Below are 14965 nucleotides of genomic sequence, written 5' to 3' on the forward strand. Positions count from 1 at the left end.
ATCGCACCTGTTCGGGCGGCAGTCGGTCGGATGGATGGATTATTTCGTCGGGGCGTTGCGAGGCCGGCCTACCTTGCGTGGGCGGTTCATTTCGCGTTCCCACTCGCGCGCCTTGGCTTCGTGGTCGTGCTCCTGGATCAGCGCGCGGTATTCGAGCGCGCAGCGCGTGGTCTCGTCCGGCGAGAACGTGTCGAGCACGGACGGTTCGCCGTCCAGCAGCGCGCCGAAGCTGCGGTGCATGTCGGCAATCTGCCCGCCAATGACCGCATGCAGTGCCGCGAGCGAGCCGTACAGGTGCCGCATGACGGGGGTGTTCCACTGGGAATCGTCGGGCAGTCCTTTCGTCAGGAACTCGTGGCCGAGCTGGCCGATGTCCTCGGCCGCCATCAGCGCTTTCTTGTGCAAAGCCGCGCACTCCAGACGAATGTTCTGGACGACGACGGGCACGTCGGCACCGGTCTTGACGCGGCCTTCGTGCAGCTCGCGCAACTCGTCCTGCAGGCGGTCGCGCTCGCGCTCCAGCTTCTCGTTCCGGGTGGAAAGGTCGGCCCGCTTCGCGTTGGCGTCGCGCAGCGCGACGCGCAGATCACGCACAGACAACGCTGTCAGTTCGCCGAACTTCGCGTCGTCTTCGAACAGGTCTTGCAGGACTTCCGGGTCTGCCTTAGCCAGCTCCAGCACCTTGGTTTTCGGCAGTTCAATGACGCGATCGCGATCCTCGGGCGACAGCGACGCGGCGAACCGAGCGTACGTCATCGCCTCGCTTGCGCGTTGGCTGGGCATGCCGTGGCTTTCGAGTAGCGCTTCGAACTCGCCGTGCTCGCATTCGGAGCGTATGCTGAGCAGCATCAGCCCGGCCTCGATGACCAGTCGCAGCGCGGAATTCGTCTTCGAAATTGCACTGCTGATGCGAGCTTCCGTCCCGCCGGAGACAGACACGCCGAGAACGTCTGCCAGCGCCTGTTCGGCAGCACCGAATCGAATTCCCCGTACGTACGGGGAATTCGTCTTGCCGACAAGTGGGCCGCTGGATTCCTGCGCGTCGGCGGCTGCGGCGGTCGGACGGGATTTTTGGGCGGACGTGCTCATGCATTCACCTCCCCAGGCTTCTTCATGCCTAGGGCAACCGCAACATCGTGCCCCTTGCCATAGTTGGCTTTTTGGACACCACGAATGACGCGTGAGACCAATACATAGTCGTAGCCGTGCTCTTCGGCCCACGCTTTGATGGTCTTTCCCTGTTCGCGCAGCTTGCGCTTGACGGCTTCACCTGTCATATTTGCTCCGCAATTGACAACCATACAGCAAACATTTGAATCACAATAGCAAACAAATGTTTATCTATCAAGAGGTCGGCCATGGAAGACAGCGTAGGTGCACGTTTGCGCGAGGAAAGAACTCGTCTTAAACTTAGCCAGACTGCATTTGCTGATCTCGCAGGCGTAACAAAGGCAACTCAAGGCAACTATGAGACAAACAAACGTTCGCCTGATACAACATATTTGGCGGCTGTTGCCCGGAATGGTGTTGACATCCAATACGTGGTCACTGGACAACGTGCCGCACATTCCGGAGTCGCCGTCGATACGGTAAAGTCCGCAGTGGAGAAGGCTTTCACGATGGTTTCGGCTGCCAACGTGGCGATTACACCCGCACAGTTGGCCGCTATGGTCGTGGCATTTCTCCCGGAGACTCAGCCAGTGTCACTGGACGATCCAGCTCCATCGGGTGGTGGTCACCGAGTTCAAGGCGACGGGAACATGGTCGCGAGTGGAAGTGGAATCACGCAGGTCGGCGATCGAATGAGGATTCGCACGGGCAAAAAATGAAGCTCAATTGATGATCAAGCCAATCGCCGACGGCATCGAGAGAACACGTAAAGCATGGCAACTAAATCGAGTAAAACGCTCGGCACAATGAGCGCATCGGGGTTCGGCATCATTCAGGTAGCCGGCGATTTGTCGATCACGCAGGTGCTGCAATCAGGCGCACCGCCACTAGATGTTGTCGAGCGACTGTCCCGTGAAGAACGCGCCCAGCTCTCTGCGTGGGCGGAAGAAGTTGTCGCTGCGGAAGCTGGGCTGGTGACGACGAAGTTGGTACGAGCGTCCCTCAATACATATCTCGGGGTGAAGAGTGTCGACGAAATGAACGCTGACATGTTTCCACGCGCGACCGTGTATTTGAATGGGTGGCGTAACTGCGCATTCGGTCGAGAATTGTCTATCGACGCAATAATTGCCCAAGTAATGCGGATTTGGACTATCGTGCCTCATGTCAAAACAGCAACACTTGAATTCAGTCGTGCGAACTTCAATCGTGAGCTGCTGCGAAATATGACTGCATGGGAGTTGCGCGCTACGCTCGCATTCGCGATGACAAAATGGCAGTCGCATTGGGAGGCACGCAATGCATAACATGTCTCGAATCATCTAAGTCTGCCCTGCGCTTGTGGCAAGTGGCTGCGACAATTCATCAACGTTTGTCGGCAAAAACGCGGATGAGATTCACCTATATCGCGAACAGCGCCATAATGCGCAATGGTTTCGTGAGGCGGTCGTCAGCTCCATGAACCAGACAACGGGATTGATGCTGAAGATGCTGTCCACTCCCGGCTCGTTCATGCAAAGCGATGCCGCTACGTTACAGACAGGGCTTCATAATATTCAGCTGGCTGGGCTTTTCAGTTGTTCGGAAAACCAATGTTGGAACCGCTCGGATGGTGCGCAATGTTGGGCATGTCCGCAGGTCAAGCAGCCGAAGAATCGATCCGTACCACTTTGGAAAAGGATCGTCAGTCGTGGGCGGAGAAGAGTACCGAGGCTTATGAGAACAACATTGCCGATTGCGATAGGCAACTAAAGAATCCCGGGCACCCCCGCAAAACGATATTTCAGCAACCTGCTAAGGACGCGACCGCGCCGCGAGAAGGTTGCGAACCGGATCTGCTAAGACAAGCCAAGCGAGGTAAGGCCCTGTGGCGCTGTTTGGGCAATTCCGCAACATCTTAACGACAGCAGGCCTTAACTCGCTTTAGCAGTTGGTGAAGCCTTTCATAAAGCCCTTCTGATCCCCAATCCGTAACCTGAAATCTCATCAGGTGACGGGCGCCACCTTCGCGAGCGCGCCCGATCTTGGAGTGCATATCGTGAAGGTGTCCCACCTCAAAACCCCGCGTCTTACCGTTTGGCTCGTCGCCAGCATCGTGTTGGCGGTCCTTGCCTACGCCAACCGGCAGTCCGACCCGCTGCTGTCCGTCACGTTCTACAAAGCACACCTCATGTCGCTCGGCGGCTGGGGCGGCTACTGGCTTGATCGCCTGATTTTTCCGTACGCGCGCCCGCACGAATTTGTGCCGACTGCGGATCAATTTGAAGTCGACGTGGCTGGTGTCGAACTGAGCGAATTCGAATGCAAAATCGCGCTTGATCCGCGCGCGCATGCGGAACTGTTCAAAGCGGTTAGTCTACGCCGCGCGATCATCGTCGCGGCCAGCCTGATCTGCGTGGGCCTCGCAGCATGAGCTTCGACGCGATCCCGCGTGCGCTGCGCGACGACCTTCTCCGTACCCTCCACGCGTTGGCTCTCTCCGTGGCGGCGATCGCGGTCCTGGTGATCGTCGCGCAGGTGCTCACACCGTCCGTCCGCGCCCAAGTGCCGGCCGATGCTGCCCGTTATCGGCTCGATCTGCGTCGTCAGGCGCAACTCGTATGGGGGATCGATGCACCCGTCGCATCGTTTGCCGCGCAAATCCATCAGGAGAGCCGCTGGCGTGCCAATGCAAAGAGCCCGGTGGGTGCGGAAGGTCTGGCGCAATTCATGCCGTCGACTGCGAACTGGATCAGCGGAGTCTACGCGGGCCTGGGTGACAACGAACCGTACAACCCGACTTGGGCAATGCGCGCACTAGTGACGTACGACAAACACCTGTATGACCGCGTGAAAGCGGCCAACCAGTGCGAGCGCATGGCGTTTGCACTGAGCGGCTACAACGGCGGCCTGGGATGGGTCTACAAGCGCCAGAAGCTGTCCAGTACGCCGCAGTACTGCCTGGACCAGACGTGTGACATCAATCCGGGCATCACTCTCGGCAACCAGCGTGAGAATGCCGACTACCCACGCCGCATCCTGAAGCAACACGAGCCGCTCTATGTGCGTGCTGGCTGGGGGCTTGGGAGCTGCACGCCATGATCGACCTACCGGAACTCGACGTGCGCCTCCTGCGCGCGATCGGCGCGGCGGCCGTGCTCGTTCTGATCGTGACGCACGGTGCCGCGTACATCGTAGGCCGCGCCAACGGCAAGAGCGCGGCGACGCGCGACAACGCCGCAGCCTCACAACGTGCCTACCAGGGCGATATCAAGCGGATCGATCGCGACATCAAGCGCGGCCAGGACGCCGGTAAGCGTGCTGACTCGATTACGAAGCGCGTCGATCGCTATTTCCACCAGCTCGAAAAGGATGCCCGCCATGACGCGCCTGAACCTGTTGACGATTGCGTGCTGCCTGATGTCCGCCTGCAGCGCTGGCGTGCCGCCAACGCAGGACCCTTTGCGAGTGCCGCCGCCGCCAAATCTGACGCGGGCGCCGGACATGCTGCCGCAGCCGGCGAGCGGGCGCATGCCCGACCTGGAAGCGAGTCACCGTGACACGGCAAAGTTGTACTACGGCCTCGCTGCACGGTTCTGTGGCGTGCTGATGGCAATCGACGCGATGCCTGCTGGATGCGCGCCGTACCTGTTGATGGACGACAACGAAGATGAATGAACGTGAGTTCGAGCTGGCGCAGCAAATCGAGCCGCTACAGCGAGATGCGGCGATCGAACTTGCCCGTTCTCAGTGCCAGGGCGCTGGCTCCGCAGAAAGTGTAGTGTGTGGCTAACCGATTCCCGCCGCGTGACGCGCATGCGTGCTATACGCGACGCGCTGTACCGAATGTCGCGGACGGTTTGAGCAACGGAATACGGGGGATCCGCGATGAGTGGTGAAGACATGAACAACCAGGTGTTGTTGGCGCTGGGCACGATCCAGGGCGAGCTGCGCGGCATCCGTGAAATGGTGCAACACGGTCAGCGAGCGACCAACCAGCGCATCGATGATCTGAAGGAGGCTGTGACCGAGCGTATCGACTGCCTCGAAGGTCGAGTGAAAACGCTGGAAGGCGACCACGGCAAACTGATGGCGAAGACGGCTGGCCTGGGCGGTGTCGCAGGCGGTGCTATGACGGCGCTGGTCGAAGTCGTGCGCTACTTCGCGACCAAGCGCTGATGCATGGCGCACGACGATAAGGTTCGCAACCAACTGCATACGAAGTACTTGCAGGGCATGCCACTGACGACGGCCGCCGAAGCCCGCAAGGTGTCCTACCAGACCGCACGCAACTTCAAGCGATCCGCGCAGGAAGCCGGCGACGATTGGGATATTGCGTACGGAGCTGATTTACCGGGCCAACATGCACTCAGCTGTAGAAGTCGCGACCCGATCTGACAGTTACCCGTTCCGACGGTGCGTGACTGTCAGATCAGATTCAGGTGGCTCACTTTCTCCTTCCACACCTCCTTGCCCGCGATGAGCGTTTGCAAAGGCGTGCGACCACAACACATCTTACCTTGATGCGTTCGCTCGCCGTTGTAGTACATCAGCCAAGTATCGAGATCGACCTGCAGTTCCGCCAGCGTCAGATAGAGCTTGTGGCGGAACGCGACCTGATAAAACTCCTGCAGGATGGTTTTATGGAACCGCTCGCAGATGCCATTGGTCTGCGGATGTCGCGCCTTGGTTTTGGTGTGCTCGATGTCGTTCAGCGCCAGGTACAGCTGATAATCGTGCGATTCCGGCTTGCCGCAATACTCCGTGCCTCGATCGGTCAGCATGCGGATCACACCCATGCCGTGCTCCTCGAAGAACGGCAACACCCGGTCATTGAGCAGATCGGCCGCCGTGATCGGTGTCTTGGTCGTGTACAGCTTGGCCATCGCCACTTTGCTGTAGGTGTCGACGAAGGTCTGCTGGTAAATCCGGCCTACGCCCTTGATCGTGCCCACGTAGAACGTGTCCTGCGAGCCCAGATAGCCGGGATGAGCGGTTTCGATTTCGCCATGAGCCACATCGTCGTCCTGCTTTCTTTCCAGCGCGGCCACCTGGTCCTCGCTCAGCACGATGCCTTTTTCAGCGACCTGCTTCTCCAGCGCCACGAGCCTCAGCTTGAAGGACGACAATTCGTGACGCAGCCAGATCGAACGAACGCCGGATGCAGACACGAAAATACCGCGCCGGCGTAATTCGTTGCTGACCCGAACCTGCCCGTGGGCGGGCTGCTCGATGGCATAGGCCAGCACGGCGATTTCCGTCGCTTCATCGACTCGATTCTTGGGATTCGGCTTGCGCCGATTGCTGTCGAACAGGGCATCGACGCCGCCCTCGGCCACGGCATTCTGATAGCGGTAGAACGTATCGCGCGACAGCCCCATCACCTTGCAGGCCTTCGACACGTTCCCGAGCTCGGTGGCCAGATTCAGCAGACCGATCTTGTGGCGGATGACATTTTGGTTGAGACTACTCACGGGGTTACTCCTTGGCGCTTGCGCGCTGTTTTGATGAAGATTCGCACCTCTATCAAAACGGGTAACCCCGCCTCTTGGCAAGGTCTTACTGTCAGATCAAGTCTGAACTTCTACAACTCAGCCTATATGGCCGGCTGCTGGCGGCAGACTGTCGCGAACGCCGATTGGCGTCCGTACCAGGAAACCGCGCGGTGCTCGACAACCGCACTCGACCGCAGCATCGAGCCTGGAGCGGCACTCTGTTGCCGGTCACACTCGGTTTCTGGCGTACGCATTACCCGCCGTACGGCTGGAATTGCCGATGCACGGTACGGCCGTATTCCGAAGCTGAAATGAAGGCAGCCGGTAAGCAGGTTTTGGGCAATCCTGACGCGCGCTATCGCCTGGTCACGCATGCGGACGAGTAAGTGACCGACCGGGTGCCGGTCGGCATTGATCCTGGCTGGGATCACGACGTCGGCCAGTCGCGGCTCGGCCCCGACATGGCGCTGGACCAGAGGCTGGCCAGCTTGTGCATCGACACGCAGAACAACGCGATCATGAATTCTGTGGGGCTAGAGTATCGCGACGCGCTGGCGCGGTTGGCTCGACAAGCTGATGACGCCGCTGCAACCTGCTGAACCCGTCGTCATCGGCTTCATGGCAGTGGAGCTGCCGGCAGTCATCGCCCAGGCGTTTCCGACGTATGCAACGCAGTCCCTGGTCGCGGTTGCGCAGGCTGCGACCGAAGAAGTCATCGCGGCGACCGACGCCATGGTGGCGCTGGCGAACTGGCCGCGTCCGTGGCTCAACCGGTTGCCTGCACTGTTGTGGAGTTACAAGGCGGTTCTGGTTGATACGGCGTACACGGGCGCGACGCCGCTCGTTATCCTGGTGCCTGAAGGCAAAATCAGCGGCAAGGTGCCCGTGATTCGGCTGCGGCTCGACCAAGTGTCGAACGGTGCCCAGACCGGTACAGCTATCGAGGTGGGAACGATGGACGCCGCAGACATGTCGTCGGCGAGATATCGGGTCGTCTGCGGGACGTTTTGACTGATCGATTGACAGGGTTCGGGCGGGGGATGGATGAATTTTTGCCGAAATCCGCACCGAATTTTGGCACTTTCTAGGTCAAATTAAACGTCGATTGCCAACTTCAGGTTATCCACAACCTGAGCCTCGCTAGACCAATGGTTTCCGGGCTTTTTTGGCTCTTTTGTGCCGCCGTTGAATATCTCAAAGTAAACGTCGCCCTTCTTGACCCCTGCAAGGCGCGCCGGATGGGGAGCCGGCGGCAAGCGCCGTCCCGGGGCCTCAGCCGCGGCCGCGCCGGCCCTCGACGGCGGCCAGCTTGCGCCACAGCGTGGTCTTGCTGATGCCGAGCACGGCGCAGGCGCGTGCCCGGTCGCCGCCGCAGGCGTCGAGCACGGCGCGGATCTCGTCGGCCTCCACGCGCCGGCGGCGCTCGCCGAGCGTCGGGGCGGGCGCCTGGGCCGCCTGGGCCGCCTGGGCCGGCGCCGCGGCGTCGGCCCGGTGCCGGCCGCGCGCGGCCTCGCTGCCGGCACCGGCGCGGCCGCCGGGGGCCGCGAACAGCTCGGGCGCGATTGCGCGCAGCGTGTCGGCGGTGGGCGCGAGCGCGGCGTCGCCGTCGGCCAGCTCCACGGCTAGCCGCTCGATCACGTTCTGCAGCTCGCGCACGTTGCCGGGCCAGCGGTGGCGCGCGAGCGCGGCGGCCAGCGGCGCCACGGCGCGCGCCGCCTCCGCGGCGCCGGGCAGCCGGGCGGCCAGCCGCGGCTCGCGCCGGGCTGCCTGCGCGAGCAGCTCGGCCGCCAGCGCGGCGATGTCGGCGGGCCGCTCGCGCAGCGGCGGCAGCGCGATGTTGAGGATGTTCAGGCGGTAATAGAGGTCGGCGCGGAAGCTGCCCGCCTCCACCGCGGCGAGCAGCGAGCGGTGGGTGGCCGCCACGATCCGCACGTCGATGCGGATCGGTTCGGTCGAGCCGAGCCGCACCACCTCGCGCTCCTGCAGCACGCGCAGCAGGCGGCTTTGCAGCGACAGCGGCATCTCGCCGATCTCGTCGAGGAACAGCGTGCCGCGATGCGCGGCCTCGAACAGCCCCGCCTTGCCGCCGCGCCGCGCCCCCGTGAACGCGCCGTCGTCATAGCCGAACAGTTCGCTTTCCAGCAGCGCCTCCGGAAACGCGCCGCAGTTCATCGCCACGAACGGGAACGGGCTGCGCGCGCTCAGCGCATGCAGGCTCTGCGCGATCATCTCCTTGCCGGTGCCGCTCTCGCCGAGCACCAGCACGGTGGCGTCCGACTTCGCGTAGCGGCGCGCCAGCTCGCGCACGCGCTGCATCGGCGCGGACTCGCCGAGCACGTCGTCGAGCCGGTAGCGCGCCGCGAAGCGCTGCGCGTGCGGCTGCGAACGCAGCGTGCGGTCGAGCCGTTCGACCGCGCGCGACTCCTGGAAGGTCAGCACGCTGCCGGTGGCCGCGCCGTTCGCCGCGAGCGGCCCGCGATGCACCACGTAGCGCACGCCGCGCACGGTCGCGAGCGTGTCGCCGTCGGCCGCGCGCAGCGCCGCCAGCTCGGGCGTCAGCTCGTCGAGCGCGCGGCCGACGGCGGCCTGCGGATCGACGCCGAGCGCGAGCGCGAGCCGTTCGTTGATCGCCTCCACGCGGCCCCGCGCGTCGAGCGCCACCACGCCGTCGCGCAGATGCTGGAGCAGGTTGTCCAGGCGCTGGCGGCGCAGCGTCTCGGCGTGCGTGGCGTGCGCGACTTCGAGCGCGGTATCCACCGCCGCGCGCACCGAGGCGTGCGAGTAGAGGAATACCGCGCTCATGCCGGCGCTCGCGGCCAGGTCGGTGACGAGCCCGGGGCCCACCACCGTGTCGATGCCGCGATCGCGCAGTTCGTAGACGCGGGCCTCGGCTTCCTGGCGCGACTGGTACGACGCGAACACGATGTCGAGCCCGAACGCGGCCGCGAAGCGGCGCAGCTCGGCGGGTGTGTCGCCGTAGTTGACGAGGGCCACCGGCGAGCTCGCGTCGCGCCGCGCGCGCGCCAGCGCGTGCAGCAGGTCGTAGCCGGTCGGGCTGACCAGCACCACCGGCACCGCGACGCGGGTCTTCAGATAGGTGCCGTTCGAGCCGGCGGCGACGATCGCGTCGGGCCGCTCGGCGCCCGCCGTGGCGAGCGCGGCGATCGCCTCGTCGTAGCCGCGCGTGACGATGCGCAGGTCGGCGCGCGCTTCGTATTCGTCGGCGAGATCGCGGAACAGCGCGCGCAGCCGGCTGATGCCGACCGCCCAGATGCGCGGGCGAAGGGGCGGGGCGGCGGGGGAGGGCGTCATGGAGGCCGGGGAGTCGGAAGCATGGTCGGGTTCGCGTGCATTATCGCAATTGCATTTCAAATATGGAATCGCGGATTTCCATCATGAAACTGGCCGGTGCCCGGCCGGCCCGCGTTTGGGTTGCGAATCAGCGGTGTAGCGGCGGGCGGCGGGCCTGGCCCGATCCTTGCTGCAGCCATGGCGACAACGTCATTCGCCAGGAGGCAAGTTCGCGATGGGCCATTCCCAACTTTCCAGCGCCGGCGCCAAGTTCCGCGCCGCGGTCGCAGCCGAGGCGCCGCTGCAGGTGGTCGGTGCGATCACCGCCTATGCGGCCAAGATGGCCGAGGCCACCGGCTTCAAGGCCGTCTATCTGTCGGGCGGCGGGGTGGCCGCGAATTCGCTGGGCATGCCCGACCTCGGCATCAGCACCATGGAAGACGTGCTGATCGACGCAAACCGCATCACCAACGCCACCAGCCTGCCGCTGCTGGTGGACATCGACACCGGCTGGGGCGGCGCCTTCAACATCGCGCGCACCATCCGCTCGTTCATCAAGGCCGGGGTGGCCGCGGTCCACCTCGAGGACCAGGTCGGCCAGAAGCGCTGCGGGCACCGCCCGGGCAAGGAGTGCGTGCCGGCCGAGGAGATGGTCGATCGCATCAAGGCCGCCGTGGACGCGCGCACCGACGACCAGTTCGTGATCATGGCGCGCACCGACGTGGCGGCCGCCGAAGGGCTCGACGCCGCGATCGAGCGCGCGGTGGCCTACGTCGAGGCCGGCGCCGACATGATCTTCCCCGAGGCCATGAAGACGCTCGACGACTACCGGCGCGTCAAGGAGGCGGTGAAGGTGCCGATCCTCGCGAACCTGACCGAGTTCGGCTCGACGCCGATGTTCACCATCGACGAGCTGAAGCGCGCCGACGTCGATATCGCGCTCTACTGCTGCGGCGCGTATCGTGCGATGAACAAGGCGGCGCTGAACTTCTACGAAACGGTGCGCCGCGACGGCACGCAGAAGGCCGCCGTGCCGACCATGCAGACGCGCGCGGAGCTGTACGAGTTTCTCGGCTACCACGCCTACGAGGACAAACTCGACGAACTGTTCAGCCAGGGCAGGCACTGAGCGGCGGATCGGTTCAGAATCCCGAATCACGGCCGGCGCCGACCGGAAACGGACCCGAAGACGGCCGAACGAACCCGAAGAACGACCAGGAGAACATCACGATGAGCGAGACGAAAGACGCGGCACCGGCCGCGGCCGGTGGCTTCAAGCCGAAGAAATCGGTTGCGCTGTCGGGCGTCGCGGCCGGCAACACCGCGCTGTGCACGGTCGGCCGCACCGGCAACGACCTGCATTACCGCGGTTACGACATCCTCGACTTTGCCCAGGCCTGCGAATTCGAGGAGATCGCCTATCTGCTCGTCCACGAGAAGCTGCCCACCCGGGCCGAACTGAGCGCCTACAAGACCAAGCTGCGCGCGCTGCGCGGGCTGCCCGCCGCCGTGAAGGCGGCGCTCGAGGCGGTGCCGGCTTCCGCGCATCCGATGGACGTGATGCGCACCGGCGTGTCGGTGCTCGGCACCGTGCTGCCCGAGAAGGACGACCACAACCTGCCCGGCGCGCGCGACATCGCCGACCGCCTGATGGCCTCGCTCGGCTCGATGCTGCTGTACTGGTACCACTGGTCCCACAACGGCCGCCGCATCGAGGTGGAGACCGACGACGATTCGATCGGCGGCCATTTCCTGCACCTGCTGCACGGCAAGGCACCGTCGCAGGCGTGGGTCGAGGCGATGCATACCTCGCTGATCCTCTACGCCGAGCACGAGTTCAACGCCTCGACCTTCACCGGCCGCGTGATCGCGGGCACCGGGTCCGACATCTACTCGGCGATCACCGGCGCGATCGGTGCGCTGCGCGGGCCGAAGCACGGCGGCGCGAACGAGGTGGCGTTCGAGATCCAGAGCCGCTACCGCAACGCCGACGAGGCCGAGGCCGACATCCGCCGCCGCGTCGGCAACAAGGAGGTGGTGATCGGCTTCGGCCATCCCGTCTACACGATCTCGGACCCGCGCAACAAGGTGATCAAGGAAGTCGCCCGCAAGCTCTCGAAAGAGGCCGGCGACACGCAGCTGTTCGAGATCGCCGAGCGGCTGGAGGCGGTGATGTGGGACGCGAAGAAGATGTTCCCCAACCTCGACTGGTTCAGCGCCGTGTCGTACCGGATGATGGGCGTGCCGACCGCGATGTTCACGCCGCTGTTCGTGATCGCGCGCACCTCCGGCTGGAGCGCGCACATCATCGAGCAGCGCATCGACAACAAGATCATCCGCCCGAGCGCGAACTACACCGGGCCGGAAGATCTCACCTTCGTGCCGATCGAGAAGCGCTGAGCGAAAGCGGCGCGGCGGCCGGCGGCTTCGGTCCGCCGCCGGCCGCGCCGTGCCCGCCGTTGACTTTCCCCGCATGCCCCAGAACATGAATACCGCCCATCGCAAACCGCTGCCCGGCACCGGGCTCGACTACTTCGACGCGCGTGCCGCCGTGGACGCGCTCGCGCCCGGCGCCTACGACGCACTGCCCTACACGTCGCGCGTGCTCGCCGAGAACCTGGTGCGCCGCTGCGACCCGGCGCAGCTCGACGCCGCGCTGCGCCAGCTGATCGAGCGCCGTCGCGACCTCGATTTTCCGTGGTATCCGGCACGCGTGGTCTGCCACGACATCCTCGGCCAGACCGCGCTGGTCGATCTGGCCGGCCTGCGCGACGCGATCGCCGCGGCCGGCGGCGATCCGGCCAAGGTCAACCCGGTGGTGCCGGTGCAGCTGATCGTCGATCACTCGCTCGCCGTGGAATGCGGCGGCGCCGATCCCGATGCGTTCGCCAAGAACCGCGCGATCGAGGACCGCCGCAACGAGGACCGCTTCCACTTCATCGAATGGACCAGGACCGCCTTCGAGAACGTCGACGTGATCCCGCCCGGCAACGGCATCATGCATCAGATCAACCTCGAGAAGATGTCGCCCGTGATCGGCACCCAGGACGGCGTGGCCTACCCCGACACCTGCGTCGGCACCGACAGCCACACGCCGCACGTGGACGCGCTCGGCGTGATCGCGATCGGCGTGGGCGGCCTGGAGGCCGAGAACGTGATGCTGGGCCGCGCGTCGTGGATGCGGCTGCCCGACATCGTCGGCGTCGAGCTCACGGGCGAGCGCCAGCCCGGCATCACCGCCACCGACATCGTGCTCGCGCTGACCGAGTTCCTGCGCAAGCAGAAGGTGGTGGGCGCCTATCTGGAGTTTCGCGGCCCGGGCGCGGCTAGCCTCACGCTCGGCGACCGCGCCACCATCTCGAACATGGCGCCCGAGTACGGCGCGACCGCCGCGATGTTCTTCATCGACGGCCGCACGCTCGACTACCTGCGCCTGACCGGCCGCAGCGACGAGCAGGTCGCGCTGGTGGAGACCTACGCGAAAACGGCCGGCCTGTGGGCCGACAGCCTCGCCGGCGCGCAGTACGAGCGCACGCTCGCGTTCGACCTTTCCACCGTGGTGCGCAACATGGCCGGCCCGTCGAACCCGCACAAGCGGCTGCCCACCAGCGAGCTGGCCGCGCGCGGCATCGCCGCGCCGCACCAGGACAGCGCCGGGCAGATGCCCGACGGCGCCGTGATCATCGCCGCCATCACGAGCTGCACCAACACCAGCAACCCGCGCAACGTGATCGCCGCCGGCCTGCTCGCGCGCAACGCGAACGCGCGCGGCCTCGCGCGCAAGCCGTGGGTCAAGACCTCGCTCGCGCCGGGCTCGAAGACGGTCGAGCTGTACCTGAAGGAAGCCGGCCTGCTCGGCGATCTGGAGGCGCTCGGCTTCGGCGTGGTGGCGTTCGCCTGCACCACCTGCAACGGCATGTCGGGCGCGCTCGACCCCGACATCCAGCAGGAGATCATCGACCGCGATCTGTACGCCACCGCCGTGCTGTCGGGCAACCGCAACTTCGACGGCCGCATCCATCCCTACGCGAAGCAGGCGTTCCTGGCCTCGCCGCCGCTGGTGGTGGCCTATGCGATCGCCGGCACGATCCGCTTCGACATCGAGCACGACGTGCTCGGCACCGACGCCGACGGCAAGCCCGTCACGCTCGCCGACATCTGGCCCGACGACGCCGAGATCGACGCGATCGTCGCCGCCAGCGTGAAGCCCGAGCAATACCGGCGCGTCTACGAGCCGATGTTCGCGCGCCGCGCGGCCAGCGCCGCCAGCGTGCCGCCGCTCTACGCGTGGCGCGCGCAGAGCACCTACATCCGCCGCCCGCCCTACTGGGAAGGGGCGCTCGCCGGCGAGCGCAGGCTCGCCGGAATGCGCGCGCTGGCGGTGCTCGGCGACAACATCACCACCGACCACCTCTCGCCGTCCAACGCGATCCTGCCCGACAGCGCGGCGGGCGAATACCTCGCGAAGATGGGCCTGCCCGAGGAGGACTTCAATTCCTACGCGACGCATCGCGGCGATCACCTGACCGCGCAGCGCGCGACCTTCGCGAATCCGACGCTCGTCAACGAGATGGCGGTGGTGGACGGCGCGGTGCAGAAGGGGTCGCTCGCGCGCCTCGAGCCGGAGGGCAAGGTGGTGCGCATGTGGGAGGCGATCGAAACCTACATGGCGCGCAAGCAGCCGCTGATCGTGATCGCCGGCGCCGACTACGGCCAGGGCTCGTCGCGCGACTGGGCGGCCAAGGGCGTGCGGCTCGCCGGCGTGGAGGCGATCCTGGCCGAGGGCTTCGAGCGCATCCATCGCACCAACCTGATCGGGATGGGCGTGCTGCCGCTCGAGTTCAAGCCCGGCGTGAACCGCCTCACGCTCGGCATCGACGGCACCGAGACCTTCGACGTGATCGGCGAGCGCCGCCCGCGCGCCGATCTCACGCTGGTGGTCACGCGCCGCAACGGCACCCGCGTCGAGGTGCCGGTCACCTGCCGGCTCGATACCGCCGAGGAGGTGTCGATCTACGAGGCGGGCGGCGTGCTGCAGCGCTTCGCGCAGGATTTCCTCGAATCGTCGCAGGCGGCATGATGGATGCCTG

17 protein-coding genes are annotated in these 14965 nt (G+C 65.1%); 13 read left to right on the top strand and 4 right to left on the bottom strand.

From position 1 onward, the window contains the following. Positions 1-39: 39 nt before the first annotated feature. Together KS03_RS03475 and KS03_RS29440 are read right to left on the bottom strand one after the other, a co-directional pair. The gene (locus KS03_RS03475) at positions 40-1089 is read right to left on the bottom strand and encodes a hypothetical protein (RefSeq protein WP_017432570.1); all 1050 of its coding nucleotides are present in this window, start codon (positions 1087-1089) and stop codon (positions 40-42) included. Next, the gene (locus tag KS03_RS29440) at positions 1086-1277 is read right to left on the bottom strand and encodes a DNA-binding protein (protein ID WP_015878158.1); all 192 of its coding nucleotides are present in this window, start codon (positions 1275-1277) and stop codon (positions 1086-1088) included. The genes KS03_RS03475 and KS03_RS29440 overlap by 4 nt, the downstream gene beginning before the upstream one ends. Before the next feature lie 81 nt (positions 1278-1358). On the opposite strand from KS03_RS29440, the gene KS03_RS29445 reads away from it, so the two are divergent. The 7 genes from KS03_RS29445 (at position 1359) to KS03_RS29465 (ending at position 5487) form a co-directional block, all read left to right on the top strand. Then, positions 1359-1829, top strand: coding sequence for a helix-turn-helix domain-containing protein (locus KS03_RS29445; protein ID WP_015878157.1), 471 nt, complete (start codon positions 1359-1361; stop codon positions 1827-1829). A gap of 54 nt (positions 1830-1883) precedes the next feature. Further along, positions 1884-2417 (top strand): hypothetical protein, encoded by a 534-nt coding sequence (locus KS03_RS29450; protein WP_080569416.1) that lies wholly within the window; start codon positions 1884-1886, stop codon positions 2415-2417. 731 nt (positions 2418-3148) lie between these two features. Continuing rightward, the gene (locus KS03_RS03480; RefSeq protein ID WP_015878156.1) at positions 3149-3523 is read left to right on the top strand and encodes a putative holin; all 375 of its coding nucleotides are present in this window, start codon (positions 3149-3151) and stop codon (positions 3521-3523) included. After that, entirely contained in the window at positions 3520-4191 is a 672-nt protein-coding gene (locus tag KS03_RS03485; protein WP_015878155.1) for a transglycosylase SLT domain-containing protein, read from the top strand. The genes KS03_RS03480 and KS03_RS03485 overlap by 4 nt, the downstream gene beginning before the upstream one ends. Continuing rightward, on the top strand, positions 4188-4649 hold the full coding sequence (locus tag KS03_RS03490; protein WP_042967439.1) for a hypothetical protein: 462 nt from the start codon (positions 4188-4190) through the stop codon (positions 4647-4649). Before KS03_RS03485 ends, KS03_RS03490 begins: the two co-directional genes overlap by 4 nt. 343 nt (positions 4650-4992) lie before the next feature. Further along, a complete protein-coding gene (locus KS03_RS03500; protein WP_017432575.1) occupies positions 4993-5268 on the top strand; it encodes a hypothetical protein in 276 nt (91 codons plus the stop codon). Positions 5269-5271: 3 nt separating this feature from the next. Next, the gene (locus KS03_RS29465) at positions 5272-5487 is read left to right on the top strand and encodes a DUF1804 family protein (RefSeq protein WP_017432576.1); all 216 of its coding nucleotides are present in this window, start codon (positions 5272-5274) and stop codon (positions 5485-5487) included. Between the two features lie 29 nt (positions 5488-5516). Here the strand turns inward: KS03_RS29465 and KS03_RS03505 are convergent, their stop codons facing one another. Then, positions 5517-6563: an IS481 family transposase gene (locus KS03_RS03505; RefSeq protein ID WP_012734099.1), complete on the bottom strand. Its 1047-nt coding sequence runs from the start codon at positions 6561-6563 to the stop codon at positions 5517-5519. 191 nt (positions 6564-6754) lie between these two features. Here KS03_RS03505 and KS03_RS32590 point away from each other — a divergent pair, with 191 nt between their 5' ends. Genes KS03_RS32590 through KS03_RS32600 form a run of 3 tightly spaced genes read left to right on the top strand, consistent with a single transcriptional unit; the run spans position 6755 to position 7595 of the window. Beyond that, a complete protein-coding gene (locus KS03_RS32590; RefSeq protein WP_230674560.1) occupies positions 6755-6970 on the top strand; it encodes a phage head morphogenesis protein in 216 nt (71 codons plus the stop codon). Next, positions 6971-7183 (top strand): hypothetical protein, encoded by a 213-nt coding sequence (locus KS03_RS32595; RefSeq protein ID WP_017433755.1) that lies wholly within the window; start codon positions 6971-6973, stop codon positions 7181-7183. Next, the gene (locus tag KS03_RS32600; RefSeq protein WP_017433754.1) at positions 7161-7595 is read left to right on the top strand and encodes a hypothetical protein; all 435 of its coding nucleotides are present in this window, start codon (positions 7161-7163) and stop codon (positions 7593-7595) included. Before KS03_RS32595 ends, KS03_RS32600 begins: the two co-directional genes overlap by 23 nt. Before the next feature lie 261 nt (positions 7596-7856). On the opposite strand, the gene prpR is transcribed toward KS03_RS32600, so the two are convergent. Continuing rightward, positions 7857-9896 (bottom strand): propionate catabolism operon regulatory protein PrpR, encoded by a 2040-nt coding sequence (gene prpR, locus KS03_RS03515; protein ID WP_015878154.1) that lies wholly within the window; start codon positions 9894-9896, stop codon positions 7857-7859. A 214-nt stretch (positions 9897-10110) separates the two neighbouring features. On the opposite strand from prpR, the gene prpB reads away from it, so the two are divergent. From prpB to acnD, 3 genes are all read left to right on the top strand, one after another. Next, positions 10111-11004 carry a methylisocitrate lyase gene (prpB, locus tag KS03_RS03520; RefSeq protein ID WP_015878153.1) on the top strand — a complete coding sequence of 298 codons (894 nt, stop codon included), beginning with the start codon at positions 10111-10113 and terminating at the stop codon, positions 11002-11004. A 101-nt stretch (positions 11005-11105) separates the two neighbouring features. After that, positions 11106-12275: a bifunctional 2-methylcitrate synthase/citrate synthase gene (gene prpC, locus KS03_RS03525; RefSeq protein WP_015878152.1), complete on the top strand. Its 1170-nt coding sequence runs from the start codon at positions 11106-11108 to the stop codon at positions 12273-12275. Positions 12276-12360: 85 nt separating this feature from the next. Continuing rightward, entirely contained in the window at positions 12361-14955 is a 2595-nt protein-coding gene (acnD, locus tag KS03_RS03530; RefSeq protein WP_015878151.1) for a Fe/S-dependent 2-methylisocitrate dehydratase AcnD, read from the top strand. Positions 14956-14965: the final 10 nt, after the last annotated feature.

Source organism: Burkholderia glumae LMG 2196 = ATCC 33617, from assembly GCF_000960995.1.
Classification (GTDB): Bacteria; Pseudomonadota; Gammaproteobacteria; order Burkholderiales; family Burkholderiaceae; genus Burkholderia; species Burkholderia glumae.